The sequence below is a fragment of the Rhodopseudomonas sp. P2A-2r genome (assembly GCF_026015985.1).
Lineage (GTDB): Bacteria > Pseudomonadota > Alphaproteobacteria > Rhizobiales > Xanthobacteraceae > Tardiphaga.
The window spans coordinates 2,162,724-2,177,774 of the sequence record NZ_CP110389.1 but is presented as its reverse complement, the minus strand read 5'-3'; the positions used below and the strand labels follow the sequence as shown (position 1 = coordinate 2,177,774).

At 65.0% G+C, this 15,051-nt stretch carries 3 protein-coding genes and 2 pseudogenes; all 5 read right to left on the bottom strand.

The annotated features are described in order from the left end of the window. Positions 1 to 50: 50 nt before the first annotated feature. Positions 51 to 935, bottom strand: a complete 885-nt coding sequence (locus tag ONR75_RS10195; protein WP_265082479.1) for an RNA polymerase sigma factor — start codon at positions 933 to 935, stop codon at positions 51 to 53. Between the two features lie 20 nt (positions 936 to 955). Next, positions 956 to 1,273: an STN domain-containing protein gene (locus tag ONR75_RS10190; protein ID WP_265082478.1), complete on the bottom strand. Its 318-nt coding sequence runs from the start codon at positions 1,271 to 1,273 to the stop codon at positions 956 to 958. A 167-nt stretch (positions 1,274 to 1,440) separates the two neighbouring features. After that, positions 1,441 to 1,760: pseudogene (locus tag ONR75_RS10185) on the bottom strand (metallophosphoesterase); the annotation flags it as partial. A 177-nt stretch (positions 1,761 to 1,937) separates the two neighbouring features. Continuing rightward, a pseudogene (locus tag ONR75_RS10180) lies at positions 1,938 to 14,335 on the bottom strand (filamentous haemagglutinin family protein). Positions 14,336 to 14,490: 155 nt separating this feature from the next. Beyond that, positions 14,491 to 15,051, bottom strand: coding sequence for a FecR family protein (locus ONR75_RS10170; protein ID WP_413776504.1), 561 nt, complete (start codon positions 15,049 to 15,051; stop codon positions 14,491 to 14,493).

Here is a 15,051-nt window from a genome sequence, read left to right as displayed (position 1 = left end):
ATAGACACCTCTGACGCGGTGATCCCGCATGTTTTTCTCAAGGATTCGGTTCATTTTGCCCGGCCCGCCTTGAAGCGTCTCAGACAATACTCGTGCGCTGACCGAAGCTCTTTCTCGACCAGACTGAGGGAAATCCCGAGATGCGCGGCGATCTCAGACTGAGTTCGACCGTCGAGACGGACCGCGATGAGGATCTCTCTTGCTCGCGGTGACAACCCCATCAGGATCGCCTTGAAGCGCGCAATGTCCGACCGTCCTTCAATTATACGGAGCGAATCCGGATTCTCATCCGGAATTTCGAGAATGCCGTCGATCTCTGCATCGGACAGCCTTCGGCTCTCGGCCCGCCGCTGATTGAGTGCCGTGTTGATCGCAGCCCGCAGCAGATACGCCATGGGATTGCGGATCGTCTCGTTCGCATTTTCGCGGTCGAGCGTGAGGAACGTATCCTGCAGCGCCTCGTCGGCCCAATCACCGGAGCCAAGACGGCGTGTCAGGCTTTTTTGAGATCGCCGTAACGATCGACTAGCAGTTCGCGCAGCGTCGATGAGTAGCGGGACGGGCCAGGCGTTTCCACGCCAGGTGCCGGAGCTCCGAATTTCGCGTGCTTGATCACCCTCGCCCCCCATCGCGCCAGGGACAACTCGGGCTGCCCCCGGAGAATACGGCAGCACGACCATCGCAAACGGCTGTTGCATTCGAGCCGGTGGCGGCGCTTTGAGCGACACTTGAGCCGCGACCGCGACGATCGCCGCGTCGCGATCCGGATTTCCGGTGGAGCCCAAAAGCCTCACGCCGGTCAACGCGCCACCCGGATCGATCCGGAAACGCACGGCCGCTCGATAATCTCCCAGTTTCGTCCTACTGTCGGCGCAAAGCGCAGTTTCCACCGATCGTTGCAACAGCGCCGAATATCGGCGCTCGGATTCGTCCAATGACGATAGCGCAGCTCGCCCTATTTCAGCGGGATCGCGCCGAACTTGCCCAGTTCGGGGGGCGTCATGACGACGAACGCATTGCTGGAGGTGTATTCGACGGTCAGCCCGGTTCCCTCCAGGAGCCTCCCGAGTGCAGCTTTCGGTGTCATCTCCCCCGTAACCGGAGACGACACACGACCATCGACGAGCTTGCCATCATAGGCGGCAAACATCCCCGTGTTGTTACAGAAGGATTCAAGCGCGGAGCTGAGAGACTGCGAGGGCAGATCGAATCGGCTGGTTTGTAGATCCCCGGCGAGGGCTGGTACGGTGAGAGCCACGAGCGAGAGCGACATCAGCGGAGCCGCCCCAAGCATAGCAGTTCGATATCTCACGCCAAATCTCTCGGTACAAATGCCGCTCGATCAGGTCGCGATTGTTCGCTCGAGCTACACGGGACCGTTGATAGCTCTTGATGACAATAGAATGACAATCGAGTGTCAAACAATCGAACCCGCTCGATCTACCGATCTGCGAGCTCCGGCGGCACGCCAACGCGAATAGCGGCGATAGTGCATCCCAACCCGCCGGATACGATCAGATCGTACTGCTCGCGCACGTGTCCGTAAGCCTAGCGGTTGCGACAACGAGACGGCACCACGGGGGACCAACTAAACAACCGGAACTGTCCACCATGGTGTGACCGCTCAATACCAGCGCGACCGGCACGGGCACCCGCGGCATGATATCTGGCTCATGGGCAAGCAGAATGACCGGCTCCATCTCCGGAACATCGGCCAAGGTCGGCATCAGTTCATCCACGCCGAGGCTCCGCCCCCTTCCCGCGAACTGCGCAGTCTTGTCGTCCCACCAATCATGCAACCGCCCGACAATATGATCATCCATCCACTGCGACGAGAGCAAGGTCGCTCAGTCTTCCCATTTCCTCAACGGACGAGCGGCCGGCTTGCGCCGGCCGCGCGAAATGATGGCGCTTCGATACAATCCAGATAGACACCTTTAATTTCGTTGAACGACCAGCGCATCCAGCCTGTCGCGCTCTTCCTTGGTCAATCGCCTCCGCTGTTCATCGCTCACCGGGCCATTGCCGAGCATATGTATGGCGCTGTTGGGATCGTATTGATCTTCGCTGCTGCGCCGTCGTCGCTGGTCACCCGGAGCCGCGCCTTCGGCTCCGCCAGGGCCGCCAGCCCCCGCCATAGCCGAGCACTTCGACGATGATCACCGAGGGACTGTTGTTGGCCGCCGGCGCAGGGGTCGTCGTCTGCTGTGTCGCCGCCGTTGCGTTGGATGTCGACAGTGCAGCGCCGATGCTTGGCGCCTGCACCGTTGGGATGCCCGATGACGAGCCCTGCACCTGGATATTGGCGGCATTGACGATCTGCAGCGCGGCCAGATTGATGTTGCCGGAGACGCGGATGCCGGCTTCGCCGGCATCGATGGTGCCCGCGGCGCGATCAGGTCGATGTCGCCGGCCTTCACTTCGGGGATAGGGTTGAGCGTGGCGATACCGGCGCCGGCGGAGGGCACCTGCGGCGCCAGCGTGACGTTGCCGTAGATGTCATAGACGCGCTTCGGCGGCGTGTAGAGCACCGTGGTCTTGGAACCGCGGCCGGCGTTGATGTCGCCGTTCGCCACCCAAGCGATGACGTTGCCGCCGAACGTGGTCATGATGCGCGACAGGCCCAGCAGCACGCTGCCCTGGCTGTAGATCTGGATATTGCCGGTGCCCTGCGTCACCAGGCCGGCCGTAGAAGGCGGCGCGACGCCTTCTACGCCGACCACCATCTTGCCCGATGGCGCCAGCAACTGGATGTCGCCGCCGAACAGGGTCTGCACGCCGGCGCCGCCGAACATGGTGATGTCGCCCGCCCCTGCCGCCGCATTCGGGAACAGCGCTGCAATCGCCGCACGGCCGCGCAGATAGCTGCCATGGCGGGGGCTGTTGGCGTCGTTATATTCACGGCCACCCGCTTTCAGTTCGGCGAAGTAGACGGAGCGCAGGAATATCTGCTGTTGCTCCGGAGCCAGCGCGCCGAACGCCGCGCGGGCCGCCGCATCGTTGCCTTTGAAGCCATAGCGCTGCGTCAGCCAGTCGGCGAGTTCCTTCTCGTAGGTTTTGGCCACCTTGCCGGAGCCGTCGAGCGGCGTTCCGGCCGGCAGCAGATTGGCCGGATCGAGATAGCGCAACAGCGCCTGATAGTCCGGCTCTGCCGCGCCGGCGCCAGCCAACATCGAGATGCTGGCGCCGGGACGGCTGTCGCCGGCGCTCACCTGGCCGACCGAGACCACGCCGGCCTTGTTGTCCATCTGGATGTTGCGGCCCGCGGTGATCTGCAGTGCGCCGGGGCCGACGACATTGAAGCTGCTGAAGATGATGTCGTGCCCGGCCTGCACCAGCGACAGATCGGTCTCGACATTGTGCACGAACAGGTTGCCGGTCGAGGAGAAGTAGGTTTGGAGATTGGTGTCCGCCACATCCTCGGTGGTCCCGAGCGCGGTGCCGCTGCCGACGATGTCGCGGCCGGCCATCATGCGCACCGGACCTGCGCCCTGATACCAGACCTGCCCGGCCCGCGTCGGATCGTTTTTGGTGAAGGTCAGGATGCGGCCGCTGCTGACGCCGACCAGATCGCCATTGACGGCGTAGAACCGCGCCGGATCGAGGTTACCCCATTCCGCGCTGGCGGTGTTGGGCCCGAAGGCGAACAGCGGATCGATGCCCTGGCTCTCCAAAGCCACGTTGCCCGCGGCCGAGAGATTGCTGAATGTCCTTGTGCCGGTTGTCGGATCGATGACGGTGAAAGCCGGATGGAACGGGGTCGCCAGCGACCCTGCCGATGCACTGGTCCGGGCCACGGTGTAGCCGCCCGCATAGATCGATCCCGACGCCAGGAATTCGAGCTTGCTGTTGGCCGAGGGCGCCAGCAGCAGCGGCGAATAGACGGTCGCGATGGGGTCGTTTCGATTGGAGATCGCATTGCCATAGTAGAAGCTGCCGCCTGCCGCGACGGCGGTGAGGATCGACGGATACATGATCGCCGAGTCGGTGGAGGGCAGCTGGATCCCGAGGCTGATCGGCACCAGGTCGCCGCCTGCAGAGAACAGGTTGATGGCGCTGTGGTCGGTCCACAGCGAGAACCAGGTTTTGCCGCCGGCCGCGCCGTCGCGTGCATAGGCTGGACCATAGGGTGAATCGATCACGGTGGTGACGCGGCCGGGATCGCTGGCGCCGGACAGCACCAGATCGCTGCCGGTGCTCAGCGTGAAGGTGGAATCGCCGGGCGCGAGGAGCAGACCGCCGAAGGCCAGTGCCCGCGACGCATTGAACACATCAAAGGCCCGGCTTTCGCGCGGCGACTGATCGATCGGCTGCACGCCGTAGGTCGGGCTGACCATGCCCAGGGAGGCTGCGGCGATGCCGGTGTCGCCGCGCAGGTTGGTGACGGTGCCGTTGAAGCTGGCGTCCTTGTACAGCGAGGCCGGGTTGAGCTTGCCGCCGACGCGCAGATCGAGGTCGCCGCCGCCGGTCAGCGTCAGGCTGCCATCGGCGCCGACGCGGCCGGTGCTGCCCACGGCCAGCACGAGACCCTGGGTGCGCTGGTTGCTGTACTGATCCTGCGCGCTTACGCCATCCGGTGAAACGACGTTCCTGCCCATCAGCGTGTCGATGCCGGCATTGCCGCCGACATCGACGCGGAGATCGCCGCCGCCCAGCGTGCCGAAGCCGGTGAAGCCGACCAACGTGTCGGCCCGGGTGACGCCAAGGATCGACGGGGCGACGTAGCTGCCGAAATTGATTGACCAGGCGGTGGCTTGGTCGGCGCCGCCGCCGAGCGTGGAGCCGGTGCCCTGGCGCCACAACCAGTTGCCGATCGGCGCGCTGTTATAGCCGATATCTCGCGCGTTCGGACGACCGACCCCGCTCGTGAAGACCGGCAGGGTCATCAGATTGCCGGTGAGGTCACCAGCCGCCTTGATGGTCAGGTTGCCGCCACCGGTCGGATACCAGGCGCGCGCCAGGCTGTCCGTCCCGCCGTCGACGAGTTTCTCATAGCCCTTGTTGAGGTCGCCGAGCACCGTGCCCGACGCGGTCTTGGCCCGCGGCAGATTGTAGGGGTCGCTGGTGCTGGTCGGGGTCGAGGACGAGCCGGCGGTATAGACGCCGTACAGCGAATTCATCTGCAGGTTGCCCGCCGAGAGCAGGTCGAGATCGGCGGCGCCGGTGCGAACCACGCTGAAGCGCGTGCTTCCGGGCAGAAAGTCGAACGTAGGATTGGCGGACAATCCGCACGCAAGCGCATCGTCCGAACAAATGGTTGATCCGAGCAATTTGACCAGATCAGGATCAGTGATCGGCCTGCCGACAAAGTCGGCCGGATCGCCGTCAGCGATGTAGTTATCCCAGCCATATTGGGACAGGACGAAACTTTCCGGGGTAGGCTTGCCGTAGAGGCCGTAGTGATTGTCGGCCAATCGCAGATCGCCATACGTCGCATGCGGATCGGTCAGGCGACTGTCGGCCGCCTTGGTATCGGCGCCGGCGACCAGCCGCATCGACCACGACTGCGACCCTTCCGGCAGCATCGCCGCTACGCCGTATAATTTACCGGCAGCGCCGGGCCGTAGATCCACAGACGTCACGCCACCCGGCAGCAGGACATTGGTGCCCGCGGGCAAGATCGCGCCCAGCGGCAGCGCGAGATCGCCGTTCAGCAGGCCCGGTATCGGCAGCGCGACACCCTTCGGCCAGATCAGCGCCGCCAGCGACGCGGAGTCCGGCAGCTTCATGCCGGCGTCGAACTGCGTGCCGGCCGGCAGCGTGACGGGCGCGCTGACGATCGAGCCTGCCGCAAACAGCAGGTTGCCGGACGCATCGCGCACATTGGCACTCAGCACGGTTCCTGCGGCCAGATTCATCAGCGTGCTCAATGAACTCGCCGTCGGGATCACCGTGCCCGCACCGAAAGTCGCCGCTTGCATCGGCAGATCGAAATTCAGTGCCTTGCCGCTGATGAATGTGGTGCCGGTCGCGAGCACCACGCCGGTGCGCGGGATGGTGATATCGGCGCCGGTGAACTCCTTGCCGGGCAGCAACAGCCAGCCAGTGTCATCCTGCGTCCCTGGCGGCGTGGTGAACCCGTCGCTGATGCTGCCATAGATATTGAGGTCGCCGCCGGCACGGATCACCAGCGCGCCGGGTTCGCCCGAACCGTAGATGCCGGGCTGCACCTGGCTGTTGGGGTTGACGCTGGCATAACGATATTTGGACAGATCGAGATCGCCTGTCACGACCAGATCGCCATCCGGAGTCGCGCTGACGATTTCCACGCCGGGACGCAGATGGAAGGCGTCGGAATAAGCGCGCAGACCGGCGAGCTTGTTGTTCATCAGGTTGCCGTTAGCGAGCGCGACCTTCATGAACAGCACACTTTGACCATCCTTGATATCGAGATAGTCCTGCGTGATCTCCTGATAGGGACGTCCGCTGGCCGCGGGACCGGTGATGGACTTCGCGTCGCTGTAGGTCCAGGTCGCGTTGACGGCGATCGAGCGCGCGCCGCGAATATCCAGCGCGCCACTGGCATCGATACGGACGTCGCCACTGGTCTCGCCGGTGCGCCCGGCGTTGAGCTCAAGCGTACCGCGCGGCAGGCCGTCATTCTGGTAAGCAGCACTTCCCGTCTTTGCATCGGTGCCATGGCGCAGATCGATCCGCGCACCCGACGCCAGGGTGAGCTGGCCATCGCGCGACGTCAGTTCGACGATAGCGCGGTTCGGGCTGTCGATGATCTTGCCGTAGCTGTCGACGCGGAGCACCGTGCCATGAGCATCGAGCACCGCCGATCCCGTCAGGGTCAGGCCGTTCTTGGCGGCGAGGCGGATGGTGCCGACGCTCTCGCCGCTGGCGTCGATGGTGCCGGCCACTGTGAGCGCACCGTTGTCGAGCGAGACATTGATCTCTCTGGCCTTCAGCTCGTTGCCGATGGTGAGATCGCCCTGCTTGATCTGGAAGCTGCGCGCGCCATAGACGCCGCCGGCATTGAGCCGCGCATTGAGCGCGGCGAAATCGCCGAGATTCTGCGCACGAACGCTAATGCTGCCGGCGCGATACGGCACCAGCGTGCCGCCGGCATCGTAGCGACCGAAGCTGCTGCCAAGAATTGCGCCCTGCAGATCGACGGTTCCGGCCACGGCATCGAGTGCGATCGCGGTGAGGCTGCCGGCATTGTTGAAACGCGCCGACAGATCGATCACCGAACCCGCCACCTGGCGGATGTTGCCCTTGCTGCTGTCGAGCGTGACGTCGCCGCCCCAGCTGTATTTCCTGACATCGTTGAACACGACCTCACGGCCGGCGACGTCGATCCGCGATGCCCCGGTCAGGGTAATGTCGTTGCTGGCCTTCAGCGTCAGCTTGCCGCTCGGCAGCACGATCGTGGTTTCGAGCGCGATGCTGTCGCCGCTCAAGGTGAGTTGCGCGCCGAGCGTGTCGGTGGCGACCGCGCCGGGCGTACCCGCGCCAAGCAGCCGCAATGCGCCGCCGGCGGTGATGCTGTTGACCGAGCCGCCCTCGCCGATCACCAAGGGCGACGCGATGGTGAGGTTGCCGCCGCTGTAGCTGTAGCCCTGGCCGGCGACATAGGCGCCGCGCGACTGATAGACTGACAGGTTGCCCTGCTGGTTGGCGCTGACGCGGTCGGTCGCCGACAGATTGACATTGGCGAAGCCGAGCGCCAGCCGGCCGTCGACATCATTTCCGGTCGGGCGCGAATGGGCGCCGTAGCCGAACACGATACGCTGTGCATCGATGTTCAGCGTGCCGCTGCCGGTGCCCGCGCCACCCGCGACCAGTTCGCCCGGCGCCAGCGTCGATCCGCGCCAGATGAAGTTGCCGGTGCGGATGGTGGCGACGTCGCCGGCATTGCCGACGCCGTAGATCGCCGGGGTGCCGAGCACCAGATTGGCCAGCGTCGATTTGCCGGTGGCGGGATCGACGGTGTCCAGCGTCACGGTGCCGAAAATGTTGACGGCATTGGACGCCGACAGCGTCAGCGTCTCGAGCCCCGGCGCGCCGTAGCGGGTATCGCCGCGCAGCAGGCGATCGAGCAGCGCCTGGTTCATCGACAGCCCGCTCGGCAGGATATTTCGCGCTGCTGCGTCAATCAACACCGCGCTGTCGCCGAGATTGATCCGGCTGACCGAGAGCGTGAGATTGCGGGTGCCGTAACGCACGGCGTCGTCGAGCTGGAACTGGTTCGGCGTCACCAGCGCGATGGTGCCTTCCGAGTAGATTTCGGTCTGGCCGCTGCAATTGCCGCTGTCACAGACGCCGATGCGCACGCCGCTGGCCAGGATCGCATTCGCCGCCGCCGTGTTCGGCACCAGATCGAGCATGCCGTTGGAGACCATCACCTGGTTGCCGGTCGCGGCATAGACATAGCCGTCCCGCGAATCGTAGGCCGCCGCGCCCTTGCCGATGGTGTTGATATGGGCGCCCCGCTCGATGACGATGCCGCTTCCAGTTAGGGTGCTGCCGCTGTTGGCCATCAGGAAGACTTCGGGTGCCGACAGCAGCGAACCCGAACGCAGATAAATAAATTGTGTGGAGTCGGCGCTATCGACGAGCCGGCCGCCCTGCCCGTAAGTGACATACTGAATGCCGCCGACCACGATGCGCGACGCACCGAGCGAATTGAGCATCGATGAATCGATCGACAATCCGGCAAAGCCGGCCGTTGCGGTGCCGCCTGCCGCCACGATCTCGATATCGGAGCCGCCGCCCGAATTTGTCGCGACCATCACGGCGCCGCCATGGCCGCCCCTGGCCGCATCGAACCGCGCCGTGCCGTTGAAGCGCAGCGCGTCGATCCCGGCGCCGGGATTGAGGTTCAGAACCAGACTGCGCGCATCGACCGGCAACATCGCCCGCGGCACGCCAAGCTTCACCGCATCGGCGACCACATAATCGGCGAAGCTGGTTTCGTTGTAGGTCGAATAGCTGCGCAGCACGGCGCCCGGCGTCACCACGATCTGGCTGGGGAGACTGTCTTTGATGGTCGTATTGGCAATGCCGAGTTGGCCCAAGGCCATATAGGAGCCGTTGCCGACCGCATTGGCCCCGGCGACGACGGCGCGCGATGGCTGCGCGCCGATCTCGATGCGGAACGCACCGGGCAACAGCGCATAGGTCGCGGGCATCAGCGTATAGGTGCCGGCCGGCAGCCCTGGCACGCTGCCGTCCAGGGTGATCTGGCGCCCGACAACCGGATCGTTCGCGGCATTTTCGGACCCCACCGGGGCGTAGTTGCCCTTGAAGCCCGGCACGATCGCATAGACCGTATTGCCGGGCGCGCTGAATCTGTTGCCGGGATTGGCGTTGGCGAACGCCGTCGTCCGAATATCCACCGAGCCACCGCGGCCACTGATGAAGCCCGCGCCGGTGAGATCACCGCCGCCGGACAGATCCAGCACCGCGCCGGATTCGACCACCGCGCTCTGCCCGCCCAAAGCGATACCGACTGTCAGTACGCCGCTGCCGCCCACGAAGCTCGCACCGCCGGCGCCGATCAGCATCACATTCTTGCCGTTGTAGCTGTAGCTCAGACCGTCGATGGTGCCGCCATAGGGCATCACCAGTCCGCGACCGCTGACCGAGGTCAGGCTGCCCGCCAGCAGGGTGACGCGCGTGGATTTGCTGTTGTTATAGCCGCCGGTTCCGATCGTCAGCTTGCCCAATGGCGCACGAACGACGCCGGCCTGCTCGACCACGGCCGCGGCCAGGGTCAGGTCGCCGAACACCGAGTACGGTACGCTCGGTATCTCGGCCGAGTTCGCCTCGATGCGCAGTGTCTGCGCGGGATCGTAGCCGATGACCCCGTTGCGATTGCCAAGGCCGACCTGGACCTGCGCGACCGTGCCGGTCGTCGGATAGACCTGCGCTGCGCGCAAGGTGACGCTGCCGGGGCTAAATAGCGACGTGCTGATCAGACCGACCATGGGCCGCACGCCCTGCACGAAGCGCAGATCGCCGTCGCTGTGCAGACGGGTCTTGCCGAAGGTCAGATTGACGGTGTCGCGAATGTCGATCAGTTGCGCGGCGACATCGAGTTGCACGTCGTAACGGGTCGGGTCGGCAGTGAAGACCGGCGTGCGGGATTTCTGCTGGTCCGGTTCCTTATAGACGTAGTTGATCTGGCCCAGCCGCGCATAGGCGGCGGCCAGCGAGATCCGGGCGTCCTGCGCACTGCCGCTCACCGGCATCATCATGTCGCTGTAGAGGTTCAGGTTCTGCCCGACCCGCAGGGTAACATTGCCGTCGAAGCCGATGGCACTGCTCATCACCGACAGATTGTCGAAGCCACCACGCGCCACGGTATCGGCACCGAGTCGCCCATAACCATAGGCCAGGGCCGGATCGGCCGCGCCGGCCTGCAGCCCGGCATTCAGCACCGAGTCACCCTGCCGATCGACGAGCACGATCTGACGCAACGCCCGATAGGCCGGATCGGCCAGCGGAAGATTCACCAGGTCACCGCTGGTGATGCGATATTCCAGCATCTGCAGCGCCACATTCAGGCTGCCGCCCGCGGCGCCGGCGCCGCCGGCGCGGGCCATCATCGTGCCGTCGAGGAACAACCCGTTGTTGGAGACCAGCGAGATGCTGCCGCCATTGCTGGCGACATCGACCGCGCCGAGGCCGGCGACATCGAGCGTCGCCGCAGTGCCGGAGGCGTTGAGCACCGCGCCGGGACGCACCACGATGAAGCTGTTCGAACTCGTCGCCTGCCCCAGCGCGCTATCGATCTCGCCGCCGATGACGATGCTGCCGCCGTTGACGACCAGCCCGTAGCGCCGGCCTTTTGCATCGAGCGCGGTGGCGGCCTGCGCCGCCACGTCGAGACGCGCGCTTTCGCCGATCCAGATCGAGCGGTTGTTGGTCGTCGCCGCAACCTGATCGACCTGCGGTCCCGCGAGATCAATGGTCCTGAGCGATATATTGCCGCCCGCGGCATGCAGCGTGCCGTCGACCGTCAACTGACCGACACTGCTCAGGGCGATCGACTTGCCGGGATCGACGGTGATGACGGCATTCTTGCCGATGGTGAGACCGACCGACGGCAGGTCGCTCGCCAGCAGCTGGCTGTTGCCCGCCTGCAGCGTCAGGCTGGCGCCGCCGCGCTGGGTCAACACGCCGGTCAGGCTGTTGGCGGTGTAAACCGGCGGCATCCACACTTCGAGGCCCGCTGTCGTCTGATCCGATGCCGGACGATAGGCGGGCATCGTGACATCCACGACGGCGCCATCGGCCACCGTCACGCCGCGATTGCCGATGATCGCGTAAGAGCCGAATCCCCTGGAAAGAAATCCCCGGCCAGCGTAAGCATGCCGGCGGTGATGTCGGTGGCAGCGCCGATCGCGACGCGATCGGTCTGCAGGGTCAACGTGCCGCCGCCGTTCATGCCATAGCCGCGCACGTCGCCGGCAAGAGTCAGGTCACCGGTCGAACCGACGCCGTTGAGATTGGCCCTGAGCGTAACGGAGCCGCCCCGCCCGCCCTGGATCTTGCCCGTGCCGAGGATTGCAGCGCCCGACGACACGTCGATCAGCGCACGGTCCTCCAGCACCACGTCGCGGGTGGATCGCAGCGAGACCGAGCCGCCATTCAGATAAGCGAGCCCATCCGGATCGAGACTTCGAGAGCCGAGGCTTTCGACGCCGCTGAGATCGAGCACCGCGCCCGCGCGCACCGCGATCCGCGACACCCCCTTCGTATCAAGGTTGAGAGTGCCCAGGGCCGCGGAGGTGAAGACATTGGTGGCGTCGATCGCGCCGCCATGAGCCGTGATATCGGCCTTGATCTCGACGATCGGCGCGATGAGGCCGAGCGTGCCGCCGTTCGCAAGCGTGAGATCGCCATCGATGGTCACGGACCCGCGGGTGCCGATCTGCAGGCCGCCGAGCCTTTGTTCGGACAGCTGCCGGGCATCGAGCCACACGGTATTGGTGCGGCCTGTTGGCAGAACGTCCGTAGCACCGAGCGCCGTCGTCACGACCGGGATATCCCCGATCCGGACGTCGCTATTGTAGAGATCGGGCTGTCCGAGCGCGGTGTATTGTCCGATCCCTAGTGTGCCGGCCAGCGGCGCCGCATTCTGCACCTGCTTGTAGCCGTCGGCGACCGCCGCTGCGCGCGCGCTCGACTGGCGTTCGCCCTTGGTCACGTCGGCAATGATCTGCGCCTCGAACATCGCAGTCGGCGTCGACAGGTTGAGCCGGCCGGCATCGCGGCCCACGGTATAGCCGGCCTCGTAGCGCCACGACGACGAGCGGTCGAAGACGCTGCTCCAGATCTCGGTGAGCGAGTCCGCGACCTTGCCCTGAATGTTGTGCGTGCGGACGAAGCCGCCGGCAGCCGCGATAAACTTCATATCGGCCGGCGCGTTGTCGAAGCTATAGATCCGGCCGTCGGTGCCGATCAGTTTGGTCGAATAGATCCTGCCGCCGTCATAGCGCACCGAACCGCCGGAGATGTCGAATGTTGCGCCCCGCTGCGCGATCACGTCCGGCGCCGCCAGCGTGATGGTGCCGCCGAGTGCGCTCCATTCGCCGATCTTGTGCGCAGTGTTGGACAGGTAGCCGCCGAGTTCGAGCAGACCGCCCTTTGTATAGTAGCGATCGCCGGCATAGCCGCCGGTTCCGGCCGGCACCAGCACGAGATCGCGGATGTCGATCCAGACATTCTTGTTGATCAGCGCGCCGCTGTCGCGGTTGACCGGCGAGTCCCTGAGCTCGTTGCCCTGGACGTTGACCAGCACCTGGTTGGCCGACATCGGCAACAGCACGTTGCGCACACCGGAAACATCGATGCGCGATCCGCTCTCGGCAAAGACGCGCTTGCCGGCACTCACGGCAACCTGGCCGCCCTGCGCCATGGTCTGCGACTGGTTCTGGAAATTGACCGTGCCGCCGGTGACGATCTCGACACGCGATTGATCCTGTCGGTCGGCAAGAACCGACAGATTGTCGAACGCACCCACGGCGCTGCCGGCGCGCAGCAGATTGGCCGCCGCCGAGGCGGCAATCAACGCATCGCGCTGGCTGTCGAGCGCAGGCTCGCTGCTGTCGAGTTCGGGCTCGATGGCCGTCACGCTGCCCGCGGCAAGCGTGACGCTGCCGGCGCCGTCAGCGGCCGAATTGGCCAGGTGGATGGTGCCCCGGGTATTGGCCGAGCTGCTGGCGCGAAGAACCCCGCTCTGCGTCAGTGTCCGGCCGGCCAGCGTGATATCGCCCTCCGGGACGAGGATCAGGCCGCTGTTGCGGACGCTGCCGTTGGCGCTTCCGGCATTGATGGTGGTGGATATCTCGATGCCGCGCGTCGTCGATGTCGCGTTGCCTTCGGTGCCGAAGCCGGGGCGCAAGATAAAGCTGTCGCCGGCCGCGAGCAGCGTCTGCCCCTTCGGCGTCGAGATGCTGCCGGCATTCTCGACCTCGCTGCCGATCATCAGCACAGTGCCGCCGCCCGACTTCACCTTCAATGGCGCATGCGTCGAGATCTCGGCGCCGGATTCCACAACGACCTTGCCGCCGGCAGCGGTGAAGCTTGGCGCGTAGCGGCCGTTGCCGGTCTGGGTGCTGTAAATGCCGTTGCCGAGGAATTGCGCGTCGGTGATATCGGCCGACGACGCAATCAGCGAGCCGACATTGACCTGCGCGCTGCCGCCGAAAATGATGCCGCTCTGATTGATGACATAGACCTGGCCATCGGCCTTGATGGTGCCCAGGATCTGACTCGGCGCGATCACGTTGTTGACGCGGTTGAGCGCGACCCAATTCGCCTGCCCCTGCTGGTCGAAGGTCAGCGTGGTCCGCGCGCCGACGTTGAACGACTGCCAGTTCAGGATCGCCTGCTGCGTCGTCTGGCGGATGCCGACCTGGGTCTGGCCGGAGGCATCGACCGATTGTGTCGGCGTATTGGCGCCTTGCCATGTCGTCACCGCATTGGCGACGCCGTTGCGGGCCAGGCCGGAATCGGGCACCAGGCCGCCGGGCGCGAGACCGTTGGCGATGCCGAGCGGCGCCGTGGTGGACAATTCGCGCGCCTGCGCCGCCGCCCGCGCGGCGGCCTGCACCGCCTGCATCGCCTGCACCGAGCGGCTCAGCGCATCCTGGCTCTGTTTCGCCGCCGATACCGCCTGCTGCGCCGCCATCGACGCTGCATCGGCCGCAAAGTTCGGAGCCGAGAGGGATGGGTTGCCACCGTTCAAAGCGCGCGCAAGGACTGCCTTTGGCGCGACGGCCAACAGCGCTGCGGAGCAAACCCCCGCCAGCAATCTGACATGGCGGTTCTGGCGACCGGAAAAAGCGGCGCGAAAGTCAGGGCTGCGGTTCAGCATCGAATTCTCTCTCGGCAGGCGGACAAGTCCTAACGCATCGGCGCCCCTCCCGCGGAGGAGCAAACAGATGCCTCATCTTGTTTGACACCGGTCGAAAATCGAATCTGAACCAAAATCTTGATGACAGTTTTGTATCAACCCGCTCTGGCGAAATTTCAGCTCAACAGGATCACGCCTCCCGGAAGCGTGCGCGCGTTCGCGCCCGTTGCCCGTTCGATCCAGCCCAGGATTTCGTCCATGCGCTCCGTGCGGAAACGACCGCTAATCGTCTTCTGGCCGAGAGTTGCGTTGAGAACCATCACGCGCCCAGGCCGATAACGATTGATCTCCGCGACGGCGTCTGAAAGCGCCGTACCTCGGAACACGATGTAGCCGTCTTGCCAGGATGTCGCTTCCTGCAGATCGGCGGTGGCGGCAACGCGAAGGCCATCGCCGTCGTAGACAACCTGCTGTCCCTGACTGACCGTTGCCAAGCGCTCGCCCACCGTCACTTCGACATCTCCCGCGACGCAGGTGACGGACGTCTTCTCCGCGAGACACAGTACATCGAAGCGGGCTCGATCCGCGACGATCCGGCCATGTCCAGCAAGCACGGTTAGCGCCTGCGAAGAATGCTTCGGCATCGTGAAAGAGGCCTGACCGGAGATCAATCGAATACCGGGACCGGCCGATGGATCTGCAGTGACCGCAATGGCGGTCTGCGTGTTCAGCCGCAC

Coding starts and splice junctions, on each gene's coding strand:
- ONR75_RS10190 (WP_265082478.1), bottom strand. CDS start 1,273: ATGTCGCTCTCGCTCGTGGCTCTCACCGTACCAGCCCTCGCCGGGGAT.